We start from the raw sequence: 18,791 nt of genomic DNA on the forward strand, positions 1-18,791 counted from the left end.
ATCAGATTTCAAAAATAAGCTGGGCTTGTATGTCGGCAGGGCATGACGCTAATGTTCGGTGCGAACGACCCTGTAGTCGCTTTCCGTCCAGGGGCGGAAAGACGGTCAGACCCTTCCCGCCGAGGCGCGCCCCATGTCCGTTTCCCACGCTCAGCTCAAGGCCTTCCATGCCGTTGCCGTGCACGGCAGCTTCACCCGCGCCGCCGAACGGCTGTTCCTCACCCAGCCGGCGGTGTCCGACCAGGTGCGCAAGCTGGAGGAGCGCTACGGCGTGCTGCTGTTCCACCGCAACAAGCGTTCGGTGCGCCTGACCGAACTGGGCGAGCGCCTGCTGGCGGTCACCCAGCGCCTGTTCGTGATCGAAGCCGAGGCGCAGGAGTTGCTGCAGGAGTCCAGCGCGCTGCAGACTGGCAGCCTGACCCTGGCGGTGGACGCGCCGGTGCACGTTTTGCCGCAGATCGCGCGCTTCTGCCAGCGCCATCCGGGGATCCGCGTGAAGCTGGAGACGGGCAACACCGACGAATCCCTGCAGCGCCTGTTCGACTACCAGGCAGATCTGGCGCTGCTGGGCCGCGAGGTGCAGGACGAGCGCCTGCTGACCTTCACCCTGCGCAGCGATCCCATCGTCGCCTTCGTGGGTCGCAGCCATCCCTGGGCCGGGCGCGAATCCATCGAACTGGCCGACCTCGACGACGCCCCGCTGGTACTGCGCGAGCAGGGCTCGGTGACGCGGCAGATGCTCGAAGCGGAGATGGCCCGCGCGGGCCTGCGCATCCGTCCGGCCATCGAGGTGGAAGGCCGCGAGGCATCGCTGGAAGCGGTGGCGGTGGGCATTGGCGTGGGCGTGGTGTCCGCCGCCGAACTGGGCGCGGATGCGCGGGTACATGCATTGCCGATCCGCGATTGCCATTGGCGCATGAGCGAGACGCTGGTGTGCCTGCGCGAGCAGAGCACGCGACGGATCGTGGCGACCTTTCTCGATCTGGTGAAGGAAGATTTGCCGGCGGAGTAGGGCGGCGGTTCGCGAGCAAGCTCGCTCCTACAACCCGGTCTTACATCGAAGCGCTCTTCGTAGGACCGAGGGGGACGCCTAGTCCTTGCTCGCGAACCGCATCCTTCCAACGTTCCGTCAGCACCCGTAGGGCGAATATCCCGTGCGGCGCTGTTGTAGGAGCGGGCCATGCCCGCGATCGCGCGCATGGCGCGCTCCTGCAGGAAGGCTGCGCTCCCTCAGCCCTGCGCCAACTCCAGAAACGCACTCACCACCCGCAACCCCCGGCGCCGCTCCAGGCAGCCGATGGCGTGGCGGTTGAGCAGGCCGTCGCCGCCCAGCGGAATCGCCTTCACTCGCGGGTCCGGGCTGACTTCCAGCGACGACACGATGCCGACCCCCAACTCCGCCGCCACCGCTTCGGTCACCGCCTCGCGGCTGTCCAGTTCCAGCAGCACGAGCGGCTCGACGGCCGCCGCCGCGCAGGCTGCGTCGAAGGTGCGGCGGGTGATGGAATCCGGCTCGCGCAGCACCATGATCTGCTGGTCCAGCTCGCCCAGCGGCAACTCGCCCCGGTGCGAACTCCACGCATGGCTGGCTGGCACCAGGGCGCAAATGCGTGACTCCACCAGCTCGCGCAAAAACAGCCCGGCGCGCGGCTCCACCCCGGTCAGCACGGCGATATCGACGTGCTCGTCCATCAGCGCGGCGAGGGTTTCCTGGGCGTTGCCCAGGCGCAGGTTGACAGTGATGCCGGGGTAGCGCGCGCGCAGCCGGGCGAGCATCGGCATGACCAGGTGTGGGCCGTCGGCGGCCACTTCGATACGCCCGCTCACCAGCTCGCGGCTGGCGTCGAGCAGGGCCTCGGCTTCCTCCTCGAGGGCGAACAGCGTGCGACTGATCGCCGACAGCCGTACGCCATCTTCTGTCAGCTCAACACCCCGCGCGGTGCGGCGGAACAGGTTCACCTGGTAGTGCTCCTCCAGCGCCTTGACGTGCCCGGTCACTGCCGGCTGGCTGATGAACAGGCGTTCCGCGGCGCGGGTGAAGCTGCGTTCACGGGCGACGGCGTCGAAGGCGCGGAGCTGGAAGAGGTTCATGAGGTATATGTCCGGCTTATGCAGTGCATCGTGATAAACAATTTGAACGATATCACCCCCGCCGGCAAGTTATGCCCAAGCCGCCGCGACCCCGCCCGGCCCAACCGAATTCAGCCCTGACGACGTTCCCATAAAAGAGGAATCGAGCATGAGCACTGCCGAGCGAGCCCCCATCCTGCTGACTCCCGGTCCGCTGACCACGTCCCCCCGCACCCGTCGCGCCATGATGGTCGACTGGGGCTCGTGGGACCGCGACTTCAACGACCTGACCGCCGACGTCTGCAAGCGCCTGCTGGCGATCATCCACGGCGAAGCGACCCACACCTGCGTACCGCTGCAGGGCAGCGGCACCTTCTCCGTCGAAGCCGCCGTGGGTACCCTGGTGCCGCGCGACGGCAAGGTGCTGGTGCTGATCAACGGCGCCTACGGCAAGCGCCTGGCGAAGATCTGCCAGGTGATCGGCCGCCCATTCAGCACCTTCGAAACCGAAGAAGACGTGCCGACCACCGCCGCCGACGTCGACCGCCTGCTGGGCGCGGACCCGAGCATCACCCACGTCGCGCTGATCCACTGCGAAACCAGCACCGGCATCCTCAACCCGCTGGCGGAGATCGCCAAGGTCATCGAGGCCCACGGCAAGCGCCTGATCATCGATGCCATGAGCTCCTTTGGCGCGCTGGACATCGACGCCCGCCAGGTGCCCTTCGATGCGCTGATCGCCGCGTCCGGCAAATGCCTGGAAGGCGTGCCCGGCATGGGCTTCGTCTTCGCCCGCACCTCCGCCCTGAACGCCAGCGCCGGCAATTGCCATTCGCTGTCGATGGACCTGCAGGACCAGCACGCCTACATGGCCAAGACCGGCCAATGGCGTTTCACTCCGCCGACCCACGTGGTGGCCGCGCTGCACGAAGCGCTCAGCCAGTATGAAGAGGAGGGCGGCCTCGCGGCCCGTCATCAGCGTTACGCAAACAACTGCCAGACTCTGCTGGCGGAGATGGCCGAGCTCGGCTTCCGCAGTTTCCTGCCCGCGGCGATCCAGGCGCCGATCATCGTCACCTTCCACGCCCCGCGGGACGCCCGCTACAGCTTCACCGAGTTCTACAGCCGGGTGCGCGAGAAGGGCTTCATCCTCTACCCCGGCAAGCTGACCCAGGTGGAAACCTTCCGCGTCGGTTGCATCGGCCAGGTCGACGCCAACGGCATGCGCGCCGCCGTGTCAGCCATCGCCGAAACGCTGAAGGAAATGGAAGTCTTCGAGATCTGACTCCCGCCCGAATTCATACAGGATTGAACGCCATGAACTACGAACAACCCAAGCAACTGCAGGCCGTCATCCTCGACTGGGCCGGTACCGTGGTCGACTTCGGCTCCTTCGCGCCGACCCAGATCTTCGTCGAAGCCTTCGCCGAGTTCGGCGTGCAGGTCAGCCTGGAAGAAGCCCGCGGCCCCATGGGCATGGGCAAGTGGGACCACATCCGCACCCTGTGCGACATCCCGGCCATCGCCGAGCGCTATCGGGCCAAGTTCGGCCGCGTGCCGAGTGACGATGACGTGACCGCCATCTACGAGCGCTTCATGCCGCTGCAGATCGAGAAGATCGCCGAACATTCCGCACTGATACCCGGCGCGCTGGACGCCATCGCCGCCGTGCGCAGGCAGGGGCTGAAGGTCGGTTCCTGTTCCGGTTACCCGGCTGTCGTCATGGAAAAAGTGGTCGCCCTGGCCAAGACCAACGGCTACGTCGCCGACCATGTCGTCGCGACCGATGAAGTCCCCAACGGCCGCCCGCACCCGGCCCAGGCGCTGGCCAACGTGATCGCCCTGGGCATCAGCGACGTGGCGGCCTGCGTGAAGGTCGACGACACCTGGCCGGGCATCCTCGAAGGGCGCAGCGCCGGCATGTGGACCGTGGCGCTGACCTGCTCGGGCAATGCCCTGGGCCTGACCTATGAGCAATACAAGGCGCTGCCGGCCCAGAAGCTGGAGCAGGAGCGCCGCCGCATCGGGCAGATGTTCGAAGGCTCGCGCCCGCATTATCTGATCGACACCATCGCCGAACTGCCGGAGGTGATCGCCGATATCAATGCGCGCCTGGCGCGGGGGGAGATGCCGCAGGGTAGCTGACGCTGGGTGTTCATGAGAAAGGCCCGCTGAGTGCGGGCCTTTCTTGTGGTGTTGGTTGCTCAGGTGGGGTCTCTGCAGGAGCAACTGTCTTTCCCCGGATAGGGCTGTGTTTGCGCGCTCCCCTCACCCCAGCCCTCTCCCGGAGGGAGAGGGAGCAGATCGTTCCGGCTGATGCTGTGGTTTCATCCGGCACCGAACGGTCCAGAGGGTTAGGGTGAGGGCAGACCCGAGCGCAGAAGCTCGGGGTAGGAGCGGAGCTTCTCCGCGATGCTCTTGCTTGGGGTTGGGTGTTTCTGCGCCGCTTCGGCGTACGCGCAGGCTTCCTGTTTCGCCCCCTCGGGCGAGTTACTTTCTCAAACGACGGATGGCCGCCCCACAGAAAGTAACCAAAGGTCTTGCCCCGGACATCCGGTTTTTCGCTTAGGCGAAAAACTCCCTCGCTCCAGCGAAGTTTCAGGGGCCCGCCGCGACGGACCATCCCTGGCCCATCGCGGCTCTCGCGACATCCATGTCGCTCAACCCCTGAAACTGCGCTTCCACTCGGCCTCCTGAACGGGGCCGTCCGGAGTGCGTGAACGTTTCTCTGGAAACCTAAACAGCCGGTACCGGAGCCGGTGACATGGTGCTCTTCGTAGGGCCGAGGGGGACGCCGAGTCAACCGTCTAAGGCGACGTTCGCCTGTAGGAGCGGGCCATGCCCGCGATCGCGCATGGCGCGCTCCTACAGGTCAGCTCTGTTGCTTCCTCTAACGCAGGAGCGGACTTCGCCCGCGATTGCCTCGCCGTTCTGCCAGATCGGCCTGTTAGCGGTAATCAGTTCACCACGTTCCGCACAAACCGCAGCAACACATCCCCATGGTTCTGGTAGGAAAACGGCTGGTTGCTCTTGAACACATGGAATCCCCCGGCCTCGACTTGCACCGTCTCTTCGGCCAACACGATGGTCAGCCGTCCTTCGATGACATAGGCCATGTCGTACCAACCCTCGGCATCCGGTTCGGCGTTGTAGGTGTCGCCGGGTGCCAGCGTCCAGTGCCAGAGCTCGGCCTGGCGCGAGGCGGGGGTGCTGGCGAGGAGAGTGCCGCGGCTGTCGGGTTGCTTGCCGCCCCAGGCGACGGCGTCGACCCGGGTCAGGCCGCCAGTGGACGGTGGGCGCACCAGGTCGGCGAAGGTGACCTGCAAGGCCGCGGCGATGCGGTCGAGGGTGGCGAGGCTGACGTTGGTGTCGCCGCCCTCGATGCCCACCAGCATCCGCCGGCTCACGCCCGAGGCCTTGGCCAGCGCGTCCTGGCTGAAGCCGGCGTTGCGGCGGTGGGTCTTCACGTTATCGGCGACGTGCACCAGCACGCTGGGGCGTTCGGAATTATTGGGCAGTATATTGCTCATTCTGGCCTTTTTGCGCATTATGTTGCGCATAACAGTCAATCAAGAAATCCCAACCGTTGCAACGCCTGTTCAGGTCCGCATCATGCCTCGCTCTCGCCTGCTTTCCACTGCCTTTCCCATCCTCATCCTGATCGTGTCCATGGCCTCGATCCAGACTGGCGCGTCGCTCGCCAAGAGCCTGTTCCCGGTACTTGGCGCCGAGGGTGTCACGTCCATGCGGCTGGTCTTCGCCGCGATTCTTCTGCTGGCGATCCTCCGCCCGTGGCGCACGTCGCTGCGCGGCAAGCCGCTCAAGCCGCTGTTCATCTATGGCGTGACCCTGGGCCTGATGAACCTGACGTTCTACATGGCGCTGCAGACCATCCCGCTCGGCATCGCGGTGGCCCTGGAGTTCACCGGGCCGCTGGCGGTTGCGCTGTTCTACTCGCGCAAGCCGATCGACTTCCTGTGGATCGCCATCGCGGTGGTCGGGCTTGGCCTGCTGCTGCCGGTGGCTGATTTCGGCAACGGCGTCGACCCCAAGGGCGCCGCGCTGGCGCTGGGGGCGGGCGTCTGCTGGGGGCTCTACATCATCTTCGGCCAGCGTGCCGGCAATGACCTGGGCGCCCAGGGCGCGGCGCTGGGCATCAGCATCGCGGCGATCTGCGTGGCGCCGATCGGCCTCGCGCACAGCGGCATGGCGCTGTTCGATATCAACCTGTTCCCGGCGCTGCTGGGCGTGGCGGTTCTCTCCAGCGCCTTGCCCTACACCCTGGAAATGGTCGCACTGACCCGCCTGCCGGCGCGTACCTTCGGCACGCTGATGAGCATCGAGCCGGCGTTCGGTGCGCTGTCCGGCCTGTTCTTCCTCGGTGAGCAACTGACTTCGCACCAGTGGATTGCCATCGGCGCGATCATCGTCGCTTCGGTGGGCACGACGCTGAGCAGCCGGCCGAAGCCGGCGCTGGTGGCCGACTGAGTGGCGCGAGAGCAGATGAAAAAGCCGCCTTCAGGCGGCTTTTTTTGCGTTTTGTAGGAGCGAGCTTGCTCGCGAACGGATTTCCTGCAAGCGCTGGCGTCAAGCGGTTCGCGAGCAAGCTCGCTCCTACAGGTTCCCAGCCAGCGCAGTGTTTTTCTGGGAACTCCAAAACAAAAGCCGCCCGAGGGCGGCTTTTTGCGTGATGGGTTTTCAACCGGCAGTTCGCCGCTCGTTGAGTACGATCTGCCGCCTGGCGCTGCGCGATAGGCGAATGCACAGCATCACCGCGGCGCAGGTCAGGCCGACGATCAGGCCTTCCCACAGGCCGCGCGGGCCGGTGGGTTCCTGCAGCCAGTGGGCGAGGCCGAGGCTGTAGCCCACCGGCAGGCCGATACCCCAGTAGGCGAACAGGGTCATGATCATGGTGGCGCGGGTATCCTGGTAGCCACGCAGGGCGCCGGCGGCGGTGACCTGCACGGCGTCGGAGAACTGGAACAGCGCGGAGAACACCAGCAGCGTGGCGGCCAGCGCGAGCACCTCCGGGTCCTGTGTGTAGAGCCCAGCGATGTGCTCGCGCATCAGCAGCATGCCGCTGGCGGAAATGCACGCGTAGGCCAGCGCCGCGCCCATGCCCACGCCCGCCGCGAAGCGCGCATCCCGCGGGGCGCCGGCGCCGAGGGACTGGCCGACGCGCACGGTCACGGCCATGGCCAGCGAGTAGGGGATCATGAACACCAGCGCGCTGAAGTTCAGCGCCACCTGGTGGCCCGCGACCACCTTCTCGCCAAGTTCGCCGATCAGCAGGGCGATCACCGAGAAGATGCTCGATTCGGCGAACACCGCGATGCCGATCGGCAGGCCGACCGCCACCAGGCTGCCGATCACCTTAGGCTGCGGCAGCTCCCAGTGACTGAACAGCTGGCTCGGTTTGTAGACCTTCGCCCAGTTCACCCAGAACAGCATGCCCAGCAGCATGAACCACATCACCGAGCCGGTGGCCCAGCCGCAGCCGGGGCCGCCCAGGGCCGGGAAGCCGAGGTGGCCGTAGATCAGCACGTAGTTGATCGGGATGTTCAGCATCAGCCCGCAGATGCCCAGCACCATGCTCGGTCGGGTGCGCCCCAGGCCGTCGCTGAAGCAGCGCAGCACGTGGTACAGCGCCACCGCCGGCAGGCCGCAGGCGATGCCGCGCAGGTAGAAGCAGCTCGGCTCGATCAGCGCTTGCTCGACCTTCATCGCCCGCAGTACCGGTTCGGAGAGCAGCCACAGCGTCGCGCCCGCCAGCGGGCCGACCAGCAACGCCAGCCACAGCGCCTGGCGCACCAGCGGGCCGGTGCCGGCCTGATCGCCCGCGCCATAGCGCTGGGCCACCTTGGCGGTGGTGGCGAGCAGGGTGCCGGTCATCAGCAGGAAGATCGGAATCCAGATCGAGTTGCCCAGCGCCACCGCCGCGAGGTCGCGCGGGCCCACGCTGCCGGCCATCACCGCATCGACGAAGCCCATGGCGGTGGTCGCCAGCTGGGCGATCATGATCGGTGCTGCGAGGGTCAGCAGTTCCTTGAGTTCGGTGGCGGTGCGCCGTCCGCGGGAGACGGGCTGGGTGAGGCTGGTCACGGCTTTCCTTGGTAGAGAAATGGACAGGAAGCCGGCCAGTTTACGGGTTGTCCGGGGGGTCAGCAAAGCGTGGCATTGACCCTTCGTGCTTCGCGCTTACCGTTGTCGGTACAGCCGAAAGTTCTTCTGCGGGGCCGTGCCGGCGCATGCCCTCACCCCAACCCTCTCCCGAGGGACAGGGGGAAGATCGTGCCGACTGACGCCATGGCTTCATCCTGCGCCGTTCGTTCCCTCTCCCTCTGGGAGAGGGCTGGGGTGAGGGTTGCCGAAGCGCAGCAGCTCAATTGCAGGTGCAGGCCGCGCTCGCGATTGCACCCACAGGCCGCACCTATAGATGGGTGCGAGTGCCTCCGTCGCCCGTCTCACTGGTAAAGTACCCGGTGCCGATTTCTGGAGTCAGCCCATGCGTATCCTTGCCGATGAAAACATTCCCCTGGTCGAAGCCTTCTTCGGCGCCCATGGCGAGATTCGCCGTCTGCCCGGCCGTGGCATCGACCGCGCCGCCCTGGGCGATGCCGAGGTGCTGCTGGTGCGTTCGGTGACGGACGTCAGCCGCGAACTGCTCCAGGGCAGCCAGGTGAAGTTCGTCGGTACCTGCACCATCGGCACCGATCACCTGGACCTCGACTACTTCGCCGAGGCCGGCATCGCCTGGTCCAGCGCGCCGGGTTGCAATGCCCGCGGCGTGGTCGACTGGGTGCTGGGCAGCCTGCTGGCGCTGGCCGAGGTGCACGGTGCCCGGCTTGCCGAGCGGCGCTATGGGGTGATCGGCGCGGGCCAGGTGGGCGGTCGCCTGGTGGACGTGCTGCGCGGCCTGGGCTGGGACGTGCGCGTCTGTGACCCGCCGCGCGCCGCGGCCGAAGGCGGCGATTTCTGCAGCCTGGACGAGGTGCTGCGCGAGTGCGATGTGATCAGCCTGCACACGCCGCTGACCCGCGACGGCGAACACCCGACGCGTCACCTGATCGACGCGCAACGTCTCAAGGCGCTGCGCCCTGGCACCTGGCTGATCAACGCCAGCCGTGGCGGCGTGGTGGACAACACGGCGCTGCGCATCCGCCTGGAGTCCGGCGCGGATATCGACGTGGCGCTGGACGTCTGGGAGGGCGAGCCGGAAGTGAACGTGCAACTGGCCCGGCACTGCCGCATCGCCACCCCGCACATCGCCGGCTACAGCCTGGACGGCAAGCTGCGCGGCACGGCGCAGATCTACGAGGCGTTCTGCGCCTGGCAGGGGTGTGCGCCGAGCGTCGCGCTCGACGACCTGCTGCCCGCGCAATGGCTGGCCGAATTGAGCCTGACGGAAGAATGCGACCCGGACTGGGCCCTGGCCATGCTCTGCCGGGCGGTCTACGACCCGCGCAGCGACGACGCCAATTTCCGCCGCAGCCTCGTGGGAGACACCCAGACCCGGCGGGCGGCCTTCGACGCATTGCGCAAGCACTACCCGCCGCGCCGGGAAATCACCGGGCTATGGGTCGATATCCAGGGCGATTCACCGCGCCTGGAAAGCCTGCTGACCGCGCTGGGCGCCAACCGGGTCGGGGAGTAGGGCGCGGTGCCGCCGCGCTGGGCGGGTGCTCAGCGGCGCGGCGGCTCGCAGGTCTTGTCCAGTTCCTGGCAGGCGCGCTGGATCATGTCTTCGGTGATCGGGACTTCACGGCCCTGGGCGTCGATGATCGAGCCGCCGACCGGCTGTTGCGGGTTGCGCGGAGCGGGGCGAGGTGCGGGTTCACGGTGGGGTTGCAGGCTCATGGCCAATCTCCTCTACATCAGGTTCGTTGCAGTCTAGGCAGATCAGATGAAACCCCGGTGACAGAGGCTGCGCCGTGAAAATGTCACCGAAGACAGACGACCGGATCGCTCGCAGATTGCGTGCCAATCCCGAGGTCCCTGGTCGTTTGCTTGTCGTTATTGTGAGTGCGGTTGCCGCTTCCCTGGTCCGACCCGGCGTTGCGCCGGTGGTTCGAAGAAAGTTTCCGTCGAGGATGAGTATGGACAGGATTCGCATAGGGCTGATCATCAATCCGCTGGCCGGTATCGGCGGGGCGACCGCGCTCAAGGGCAGCGATGGTGTCGCCGAGCTGGCCCTGGCGCGCGGTGCCGAACCGCGGGCGGCGGAGCGCACGCGCATCGCCCTGGAGCACCTGCTGGCGGTGCGCGAGCGCCTGGAGTTCCTCACCTTTCCCGGCCCCATGGGCGCCGACCTGCTGGCGGACATGGGCTTCAGCCACCGCCTGGCGGGCGCCCTGGAGCGGGAGCAGAGCAGCGCGGCGGATACCCGTCACGCCGTGCAGGCGCTGCAGGAGGCCGGCGTGGCGCTGATCCTCTTCGCTGGCGGTGACGGCACCGCCCGCGACGTGGCCGAGGTAGCCCGCGAGGGCCAGCCGGTGCTGGGCATTCCCGCCGGGGTGAAGATCCACTCCGGGGTCTACGCCATCAGCCCGCGCGCTGCCGGCGAGCTGGCGCGGCGCCTGGTGGATGGCGGCCTGGTGCGCCTGACCCAGGGCGAAGTGCGCGACCTCGACGAAGCCGCGCTGCGCGAGGGCCGTGTCGCGGCGCGCTGGTACGCCGAACTGACGGTGCCCGAGGAAGGGCACTTCATGCAGCACGTGAAGCAGGCCGGCATGGAGACCGAGGAACTGGTGCTGGCCGATCTCGCCGCCTGGCTGGAAGACAGCTGGGAAGAGGGCGTGCGCTACGTCTTCGGCCCGGGATCGACCTTGCACGGGCTGGCCGCCGACCTGCACCTGGACACCACGCTGCTGGGCGTCGATGTGATCGAGAACGGCCAGGTGATCGCCCGCGACGTGACCGAGGCGCAGCTGTTCGAACTGGTGGACGGCCACCCGGCCTTTGTGCTGGTGACGGCCATCGGCGGACAGGGCCACATCCTGGGGCGCGGCAACCAGCAGATCAGCCCGCGCGTGCTGCGCGCCGTCGGCATCGAGCGCCTGCGGGTGATCGCCACCAAACGCAAGCTGGGCACCCTCGAAGGCCGGCCGCTGCTGGTGGACAGCGGCGACGCCGAGCTGGACGCCAGCTTTCCGGCGGCGGTGCGGGTGTGGGCCGGTTACAAGGAGGAGCTGCTGTATCCGCTGGGGTGGGGCAGTGAAGCCTGACGAGCTGGCGGATAACCCGTTCCGGGGTATCCGCCCTGGGGCGCTGAGCCGTTAGCGAGCCACCTGCGCTCGGGTTTGCCCTCACCCTGACCTTGGCTGCGCGCCCCGCTCAGAGGGAGAGGGGGCTGTTCGGTGCAGGGGGAGACCTCGGTTTCAGCTGGCTCGGACGGCTCCCTCTCCCCCTGGGAGAGGGCTGGGGTGAGGGGAAGTGCAGGCACGGCCATCCCCAGGAGAAGGCAGTGCTCCCACGCAAGGTGGTGCAGGTAACCGAGCCTGATCTAGACTCCCTCGCTTCGTGAACGTGAGCGGGAGAGCGGTCATGCATTCGGGCGGTTGTCTGTGCGGCGCGGTGCGCTACGAGATCAGCGGCGAGCTGGCGCCGATCCAGGTCTGCCATTGCAGCCAGTGCCGCAAGGCGCAGGGTGGGCCGTTCGCCACCAATATTCCGGTGCCGCGCTCGGCGTTCCGCCTGCTCAGCGGTGAATCGGCGCTGGCCGAGTACCGCGCCTCGCCGGAAAAGAAGCGCGTGTTCTGCCGCACCTGCGGCTCGCCGATCTACAGCGCCCGTGATGCGCTGCCGGAAACGTTGCGGGTGCGTGCGGGAACCTTGGACGAACCCTTGCGGACAAAGCTCGAAGCGCATTACTACGTCGACTCCCGCGCCCGTTGGTGGCCGCTGGAGGACAATCTGCCCCGCTACGGCGGTGCCAAGCCGGGATGAAGGAGCTGGCCACGCCAGCAGCAGTCAGGGAGTAACAGGGTCAGTGGGAATGGAACGGAAATTTCGCGTGCTGGTGCTCGGCGGGTACGGCAACTTCGGCAGCCTGATCGTCCGCCGCCTGAGCGGCATCGACGGCATCCGCGTGCTGGTGGCCGGGCGCGACCTGCGCCGCGCCACCGAGCTGGCCGCGCAGGTGGGCGGCGAGGCAGTGTGCCTGGACATGAACCAGCCGACGCTGGCCGGCCGTCTCAGCGAACTCAAGGTCGACCTGGTCATCTCCACCGCCGGTCCGTTCCAGGGCCAGGACTACCGCGTTGCCCGCGCCGCCATCGGCGCCCGCGCGCACTACGTCGACCTGGCCGATGCGCGGCAGTTCGTCTGCGGTATCCGTGAGCTCGATCGTGCTGCCCGCAGCGCCGGCGTGCTGGTCTGCAGCGGCGCCAGCTCGGTGCCGGCGCTGGCGGCCTCGGTGATCGACGAATTGCTGCCGCGCTTCCAGCGGCTGGACAGCATTCACCATGGCATCAGCTCCTCGGCGAAGATCCCCGGCCAGGCCACGGTAGCGGCCGTGCTCGGCTACTGCGGCAAACCCCTGCGGCAGTGGCGCCAGGGCCGCTGGCAGGGCGTGTACGGTTGGCAGGGACTGACGCGCCACCGTTTTCCCGCGCCGCTGGGCCCTCGCTGGCTGGCGCACTGCGACGTGCCCGACCTCGACCTCTTCCCGCAGCGCTACCCCGGTGTGCAGGACGTGCGTTTTTCCGCGGGCCTGGGCCTGAGCCTCACCCAGTTCGGCACCTGGGGGCTGTCCTGGCTGGTGCGTGCCGGGCTGCTGAAGAATGCCGCGCGGCTGGGCGCCGGCCTGCATCGCCTGGCCGTGGCGATGGAGCCGCTGGGCGACGGACGCAGCGGCATGTTCGTCCAGCTGCAGGGCGTGGATGTCGATGGCAAGCCGCTGGCGCTGTGCTGGGAAATCCTCGCGCAGCAGGACCACGGCCCGAACATCCCGTGCATGGCGGCGGTGGCGCTGGCACGCAAGCTGGCCGCTGGGCAGCTGGGCCAGCGCGGCGCCACCGCCTGCGTCGGCCTGCTCACCACCGCTGAATACCTCGCCGAGCTGGATGGCCTGGACATTTCCCATGGCCTGCGCGAGCTGGCCGCGCAATGAGTCTCGGGTGTTGCTCAGGCAACAGTCGATCAGCAGCGCTGTTGCCTGGCTGACACGAGACGCCGGGAAAACCGGCTGAAGTGCCCTGAAATCGCACATTTCCCTGTTGGTACGGCCCTTGCTCAAGGCTTCTGTACCTAGCGCAACAGTCAACAGGGAAAACCCATGACCAGCCCCATCAAAGTGGTCGCCGTCTCCGGCGGCACCTATCGCCCCTCGCGCACCCTGGTGCTCACCCAGGCCGTGCTCGACGCCCTCGGCGAGCAGCTTCCGGTGCAAACCCAAGTGATCGAACTGGCCGACATCGCCCGCCCGCTGGGCGCCGCGCTGTCGCGCCAGGAACTCTCCGCGGAGCTGGAAGCCACCCTGCGCGAGATCGAGACCGCCGACCTGCTGGTGGTGGCCTCGCCGGTCTACCGTGGCTCCTACCCGGGTCTGCTCAAGCACCTGTTCGACCTGGTCGACATGAACGCCCTGATCGACACCCCGGTGCTGCTCGCCGCCACCGGCGGCAGCGAGCGCCACGCGCTGGTCCTCGACCACCAGCTGCGCCCGCTGTTCAGCTTCTTCCAGTCGATCACGCTGCCCATCGGCGTGTACGCCAGCGAGGCCGACTTCGCCAACTACCAGATCACCAGCGACACCCTGCGCGCCCGCATCCAGCTGGCCGCCGAACGCGCCGCGCCGCTGTTCGCCCGCCCGCAACTGCGCAAGACCGCCTGAGGAGCCCGCGATGAACGTGTTCTGGTTCCTGCCCACCCACGGCGACGGCCACTTCCTCGGCACCAGCGAGGGCGCGCGCCCGGTCTCGCTGCCGTATCTGAAGCAGATCGCCCAGGCCGCCGACTCCCTCGGCTACTACGGCGTGCTGATCCCCACCGGCCGTTCCTGTGAGGATTCCTGGGTGGTCGCCTCGGCCCTGGCGCCGCTCACCGAGCGCCTGCGCTACCTGGTGGCGATCCGTCCGGGGATCATCTCGCCGACGGTGTCCGCGCGCATGGCCGCGACGCTGGACCGCCTTTCCGGCGGCCGCCTGCTGATCAACGTGGTCACCGGCGGCGACCCGGATGAGAACCGTGGCGACGGCATCCACCTCAGCCACGCCGAACGCTACGAAGTCACCGACGAATTCCTGCGCATCTGGCGCCGCGTGCTGCAGGGCGAATCGGTGGACTTCGCCGGCAAGCACCTGCAGGTGGAGAACGCCAAGGCGCTCTATCCGCCGATCCAGAAGCCGTACCCGCCGCTGTACTTCGGTGGCTCGTCCGCCGAGGCCCACGACCTGGCGGCCGAGCAGGTGGACGTCTACCTGACCTGGGGCGAGCCGCCGCAAGCCGTCGCGCAGAAGATCGCCGATGTGCGCGAGCGGGCTGCGAAGCAGGGCCGCAGCGTGAAGTTCGGCATCCGCCTGCACGTGATCGTCCGCGAGACCGCCGAGGAAGCCTGGAAGGCGGCCGACAAGCTGATCGCCAACATCTCCGACGAGACCATCGCCAACGCGCAGAAGACCTTCGCCCGCTTCGACTCCGAAGGCCAGCGGCGCATGGCCGCGCTGCACGGCGGGCGCCGTGACCAGCTGGAAATCTACCCCAACCTCTGGGCTGGCGTCGGCCTGGTACGCGGCGGTGCCGGCACCGCGCTGGTGGGCGATCCGCAGCAGGTCGCCGAGCGCATCAAGGAGTACGCGGACCTGGGGATCGACAGCTTCATCTTCTCCGGCTACCCGCACCTGGAAGAGGCTTACCGCTTCGCCGAGCTGGTCTTCCCGCTTTTGCCCGAGCCCTATGCGAGCCTGGCCGGGCGCGGCGTGACCAACCTCACCGGGCCGTTCGGCGAAATGATCGCCAACGACGTGCTGCCCGGACGCAAGGCGGGCTGAGCCGTCATTCCCGATGCGCCGGGCAGCGGCCCGGCGCCTCCCGCATCGAACTGACCCGAATCGAATCAGAAGAGGAAGCGAGCGTGAACGCCAAGACGCGTCTCGACGCACAGACACCCGCGCAGATTGCCCAGCGCCTGACCGCCGGTTTCGCCGAAACCGCCGCCGAGCGCGACATCCGCGGCGGCACGCCGAAGGCCGAGCGCGACGCGCTGCGCCAGAGCGGCCTGCTGTCGCTGATCATCCCCAGCGAGTACGGCGGCCTGGGCGCCGACTGGAGCACCACGCTGGACATCGTCCGCCAGTTCGCCGTGGTCGACAGCTCCATCGCCCACGTGTTCGGCTTCCAGCACCTGATGCTGGCCACCGTGCGCCTGTTCTCCCGCCCCGAGCAGTGGCAGCCGTGGTTCGAGCTCACCGCGCGCAACCAGTGGTTCTGGGGCAACGCGCTGAACCCGCTGGACACGCGCACCGTCTCGCGCACCTTCGCCGGCTGGCGCGAATTCTCCGGGCGCAAGAGCTTCTGCTCCGGCGCGCTGGATTCGCAGATGCTGATCGCCTCGGCACTGGACGGCGAGGGCGGCAAGCTGCTGATCGCCGCCATCCCCACCGCGCGCAGCGGCATCAGCCTGGCCCACGACTGGGACAACATGGGCCAGCGCCAGACCGACAGCGGCAGCGCCACCTTCGAGCGCGTGCGGGTGGAGGAGAGCGAACTGCTGCTCGACCCGGGCCCGCTGAGCACGCCATTCGCCTGCCTGCGCCCGCTGATCGCCCAGCTGATCTTCACCCACGTCTTCCTCGGCATCGCCGAAGGCGCGTTCGAGGAAGCGCGGCAGTACACGCTCAAGGAAGCCCGCCCGTGGTTCCGTTCCAGCGCTGCGACCGTGGGTGAAGACCCCTACGTGCTCGGGCATTACGGCGAGTTCTGGGTCGGCCTGGAAAGCACCCGCCTGCTGGTGCGCCGTGCCGCGCAGCTGCTCGACGACGCCTGGAGCAAGGGCGCGGCGCTGGAGGCCGAGGAGCGTGGCCGCCTGGCCGTGGCCATCGCCACCGCCAAGGTCGCGGCGACCCGCAATGGCCTGGAGATCTGCAACCGCCTGTTCGAGGTCACCGGTGCGCGCTCCACCCATGCCGCGCTGCGCATCGACCGCTACTGGCGCAACTTGCGCACCCAGACCCTGCACGACCCGGTGGACTACAAGGTCCGCGAGCTGGGCGACTGGGCGCTGAACCAGCAACTGCCGCAACCGACCTTCTACTCATGAACGCGACCACACCCGAGGGTCTGCTGACCCTGCCCAAGTCCCCCGCGCTGGCCACCTCCATCCGCGCCACCGCGCAGGTCTTCGAGGACCCCAAATCCCAGGCGCTGCTCGATCACCTGCAGCAGGTCGCGCCCAGCGAGGCCAGCGTGCTGATCATCGGCGAGACCGGCACCGGCAAGGAGCTGGTGGCACGGCACATCCACAACCTCAGCGCGCGGCGCGGCGGGCCGTTCGTGGCGGTGAACTGCGGGGCCTTCTCCGAATCCCTGGTGGAAGCCGAGCTGTTCGGCCACGAGAAGGGCGCCTTCACCGGTGCGCTGGCGGCCAAGGCCGGCTGGTTCGAGGAGGCCGATGGCGGCACGCTGTTCCTCGACGAGATCGGTGACCTGCCGATGCCGATCCAGGTCAAGCTGCTGCGCGTGCTGCAGGAGCGCGAAGTGGTGCGCCTGGGCTCGCGCAAGAGCATCCCGATCAACGTGCGGGTGCTGGCGGCCACCAACGTGCAACTGGAGAAGGCGATCAACGCCGGGCACTTCCGCGAGGACCTCTACTACCGGCTCAACGTCGTCAGCCTGGAGTTGTCGCCGCTGCGCGAGCGGCCCGGCGACATCCTCCCGCTGACCCGCCACTTCATCGCCGAATACAGCCGGCGCCTGGGCTACGGGCAGAGCCAGCTCAGCGCAGAGGCCGCGCAGAAGCTGCGCAGCTATTCGTGGCCGGGGAACATCCGCGAGCTGGAAAACGTCATCCACCACACGCTGCTGATCTGCCGCGACGGTGTGGTGCGCGCCGAGGACCTGCACCTGTCCAACCTGCGCATCGAGCGCAGCGAGGAACCGCGGCTGGAATCCCTGGGTGCCGAGCAGATTCTCCAGCAGGCCTTCCAGCGCTTGTTCGAGGAGCAGGGCGGCAACCTGCACGCGAGGGTGGAGGACGCGCTGCTGCGCGCGGCCTATCGCTTCTGTCATTGCAACCAGGTGCACACGGCGAACCTGCTCGGCCTGAGCCGCAACGTCACGCGCACCCGGCTGATCGAGATCGGCGAACTGGTGGTGAACAAGCGCCGCGGCGCCACTGAGATCGACCCGCAGCGAGGCGTGCGCTTGTCCATCTAGCCCTGGTGGCCGGGCCTCTGTATTTGGAGGTATTCGCCGCCGGCCACTGATCCACGGCAACGAAACGGGCCAGTGGCCAGCCTAGACTCCGGGACCGCCCATCCCCCGCCAAAGGAGTCTCCCATGCACGTGGACATCGCCATCGTCGGCGCCGGCCCCGCCGGCCTCTGCCTGGCCCGCTCGCTGTCGGGCAACGGCCTGTCGATCCTGCTGATCGACCGCCAGCCGTTGGCCGCCGTGGCCGAGCCCGCCGAAGATGGCCGCGAGATCGCCCTGACCCATGCCTCGTGCGCCGAGTTGCAGCGCTTGGGGCTGTGGTCGCGGATCGACCCGCAGGAGGTTTCGCCGCTGCGCGATGCCCAGGTGCTCAATGGCCCTTCGTTGTTCACCCTGCGCATCGAGGCCGAGCAGGCCGGCGCCGAGCAACTGGGGTACTTCGTCTCCAACCAGATGATTCGCCGCGCCGCCTTCGATGCGGTGCACGACTGCCCGGACGTGTCGCTGGTCTGCGGCCGTGCGCTGCGCTCCGTGCAGGTGCGCCAGGACGGCGTGTCGCTGACCCTGGACGACGACAGCCGGGTTCACGCGCGCCTGCTGGTGGCGGCCGACAGCCGCTTCTCCGAGACGCGCCGCATGCTCGGCATCGGCGCGCACATGGAGGATTTCGGCAAGACCATGATGGTCTGCCGCATGGCCCACGAAAAACCGCACCAGCACATCGCCTGGGAATGGTTCGGCTATGGCCAGACCCTGGCGCTGCTGCCGATCAACGGTAATCGCTCCTCGGTGGTGCTGACCTTGCCGCAGCGGGAGATGGCGCCGCTGCTGGAGCTGGACGAGACGGCCTTCGCGAGGGAGATGGAGCGCCGTTTCGACCGCCGCCTGGGCGGCATGCAGTTGCTCGGGCCGCGCCATAGCTACCCGCTGGTGGGGGTGTACGCCGAGCGCTTCGTCGGCCCGCGCAGTGCGCTGATCGGCGATGCCGCGGTCGGCATGCACCCGGTCACCGCTCATGGCTTCAACTTCGGCCTGCAGAGCCAGCGCCGGCTGGCCGACGAGATCCTCGCGACCCATCGCCGCGGTGGCGATATCGGCGGCGTCTGGCCGCTGCGCCGTTACGCCATGGCCCATCGCCTGGCGACCTGGCCGCTGTACCAGGCGACCCGGCTGATCGTCGGCCTGTACACCGACCCGCGCCCGCCGGTGCGCCTGCTGCGCAACGCCGGCCTGCGCCTGGCCCAGGGCCTGCCGCCGCTGCGTACGGCCATCGCCCGGCACCTGACCCAGGGCGCCTGATCCCTTGCTCGGCTCCGCCGCAATGGCGGATAACGCCATAGGCGTTGATGCGC

At 68.0% G+C, this 18,791-nt stretch carries 17 protein-coding genes; 13 read left to right on the top strand and 4 right to left on the bottom strand.

What is annotated here, in order from left to right; translation table 11 throughout:
- The first annotated feature begins 133 nt into the window (after positions 1-133).
- The gene (locus N0B71_RS20015) at positions 134-1,012 is read left to right on the top strand and encodes a LysR substrate-binding domain-containing protein (RefSeq protein ID WP_259754465.1); all 879 of its coding nucleotides are present in this window, start codon (positions 134-136) and stop codon (positions 1,010-1,012) included.
- Between the two features lie 218 nt (positions 1,013-1,230).
- On the opposite strand, the gene N0B71_RS20020 is transcribed toward N0B71_RS20015, so the two are convergent.
- On the bottom strand, positions 1,231-2,091 hold the full coding sequence (locus N0B71_RS20020; protein WP_259754467.1) for a LysR substrate-binding domain-containing protein: 861 nt from the start codon (positions 2,089-2,091) through the stop codon (positions 1,231-1,233).
- Positions 2,092-2,239: 148 nt separating this feature from the next.
- Between N0B71_RS20020 and N0B71_RS20025 the strand changes: the two genes are divergently transcribed.
- Together N0B71_RS20025 and phnX are read left to right on the top strand one after the other, a co-directional pair.
- A complete protein-coding gene (locus N0B71_RS20025; RefSeq protein ID WP_259754468.1) occupies positions 2,240-3,355 on the top strand; it encodes a 2-aminoethylphosphonate--pyruvate transaminase in 1,116 nt (371 codons plus the stop codon).
- Positions 3,356-3,387: 32 nt separating this feature from the next.
- The gene (gene phnX, locus N0B71_RS20030; RefSeq protein WP_259754469.1) at positions 3,388-4,215 is read left to right on the top strand and encodes a phosphonoacetaldehyde hydrolase; all 828 of its coding nucleotides are present in this window, start codon (positions 3,388-3,390) and stop codon (positions 4,213-4,215) included.
- Positions 4,216-5,027: 812 nt separating this feature from the next.
- Here phnX and N0B71_RS20035 read toward each other — a convergent pair.
- Positions 5,028-5,630, bottom strand: coding sequence for a helix-turn-helix domain-containing protein (locus N0B71_RS20035; protein ID WP_259754470.1), 603 nt, complete (start codon positions 5,628-5,630; stop codon positions 5,028-5,030).
- 52 nt (positions 5,631-5,682) lie between these two features.
- Between N0B71_RS20035 and rhtA the strand changes: the two genes are divergently transcribed.
- Complete coding sequence (gene rhtA / locus N0B71_RS20040) at positions 5,683-6,558, top strand: threonine/homoserine exporter RhtA (protein WP_259754472.1); 876 nt, start codon at positions 5,683-5,685, stop codon at positions 6,556-6,558.
- A 210-nt stretch (positions 6,559-6,768) separates the two neighbouring features.
- Here the strand turns inward: rhtA and N0B71_RS20045 are convergent, their stop codons facing one another.
- The gene (locus tag N0B71_RS20045; protein ID WP_259754474.1) at positions 6,769-8,172 is read right to left on the bottom strand and encodes an MATE family efflux transporter; all 1,404 of its coding nucleotides are present in this window, start codon (positions 8,170-8,172) and stop codon (positions 6,769-6,771) included.
- Between the two features lie 403 nt (positions 8,173-8,575).
- On the opposite strand from N0B71_RS20045, the gene pdxB reads away from it, so the two are divergent.
- Positions 8,576-9,724 carry a 4-phosphoerythronate dehydrogenase PdxB gene (gene pdxB / locus N0B71_RS20050; RefSeq protein ID WP_259754475.1) on the top strand — a complete coding sequence of 383 codons (1,149 nt, stop codon included), beginning with the start codon at positions 8,576-8,578 and terminating at the stop codon, positions 9,722-9,724.
- A gap of 29 nt (positions 9,725-9,753) precedes the next feature.
- On the opposite strand, the gene N0B71_RS20055 is transcribed toward pdxB, so the two are convergent.
- Positions 9,754-9,927, bottom strand: a complete 174-nt coding sequence (locus N0B71_RS20055) for a PA1571 family protein (protein ID WP_259754477.1) — start codon at positions 9,925-9,927, stop codon at positions 9,754-9,756.
- Between the two features lie 239 nt (positions 9,928-10,166).
- On the opposite strand from N0B71_RS20055, the gene N0B71_RS20060 reads away from it, so the two are divergent.
- The 8 genes from N0B71_RS20060 to ubiM all read left to right on the top strand — a co-directional run bounded on the left by N0B71_RS20060 (position 10,167) and on the right by ubiM (position 18,738).
- A complete protein-coding gene (locus N0B71_RS20060; RefSeq protein WP_259754478.1) occupies positions 10,167-11,294 on the top strand; it encodes an ATP-NAD kinase family protein in 1,128 nt (375 codons plus the stop codon).
- A 319-nt stretch (positions 11,295-11,613) separates the two neighbouring features.
- A complete protein-coding gene (locus tag N0B71_RS20065) occupies positions 11,614-12,015 on the top strand; it encodes a GFA family protein (RefSeq protein ID WP_259754479.1) in 402 nt (133 codons plus the stop codon).
- Between the two features lie 49 nt (positions 12,016-12,064).
- On the top strand, positions 12,065-13,180 hold the full coding sequence (locus tag N0B71_RS20070; protein WP_259754480.1) for a saccharopine dehydrogenase family protein: 1,116 nt from the start codon (positions 12,065-12,067) through the stop codon (positions 13,178-13,180).
- A gap of 165 nt (positions 13,181-13,345) precedes the next feature.
- A complete protein-coding gene (gene msuE / locus N0B71_RS20075; RefSeq protein ID WP_259754481.1) occupies positions 13,346-13,903 on the top strand; it encodes an FMN reductase in 558 nt (185 codons plus the stop codon).
- Positions 13,904-13,913: 10 nt separating this feature from the next.
- The gene (gene ssuD, locus N0B71_RS20080; protein WP_259754482.1) at positions 13,914-15,059 is read left to right on the top strand and encodes an FMNH2-dependent alkanesulfonate monooxygenase; all 1,146 of its coding nucleotides are present in this window, start codon (positions 13,914-13,916) and stop codon (positions 15,057-15,059) included.
- Positions 15,060-15,142: 83 nt separating this feature from the next.
- A complete protein-coding gene (locus tag N0B71_RS20085; RefSeq protein WP_259754483.1) occupies positions 15,143-16,327 on the top strand; it encodes an acyl-CoA dehydrogenase family protein in 1,185 nt (394 codons plus the stop codon).
- Complete coding sequence (locus N0B71_RS20090) at positions 16,324-17,442, top strand: sigma-54 interaction domain-containing protein (RefSeq protein ID WP_259754484.1); 1,119 nt, start codon at positions 16,324-16,326, stop codon at positions 17,440-17,442. Before N0B71_RS20085 ends, N0B71_RS20090 begins: the two co-directional genes overlap by 4 nt.
- A 123-nt stretch (positions 17,443-17,565) precedes the next feature.
- Positions 17,566-18,738 carry a 5-demethoxyubiquinol-8 5-hydroxylase UbiM gene (gene ubiM / locus N0B71_RS20095; RefSeq protein WP_259754486.1) on the top strand — a complete coding sequence of 391 codons (1,173 nt, stop codon included), beginning with the start codon at positions 17,566-17,568 and terminating at the stop codon, positions 18,736-18,738.
- Positions 18,739-18,791 lie beyond the last annotated feature (53 nt).

The sequence above is a fragment of the Pseudomonas sp. GCEP-101 genome (genome assembly GCF_025133575.1).
Classification (GTDB): Bacteria; Pseudomonadota; Gammaproteobacteria; order Pseudomonadales; family Pseudomonadaceae; genus Pseudomonas; species Pseudomonas nitroreducens_B.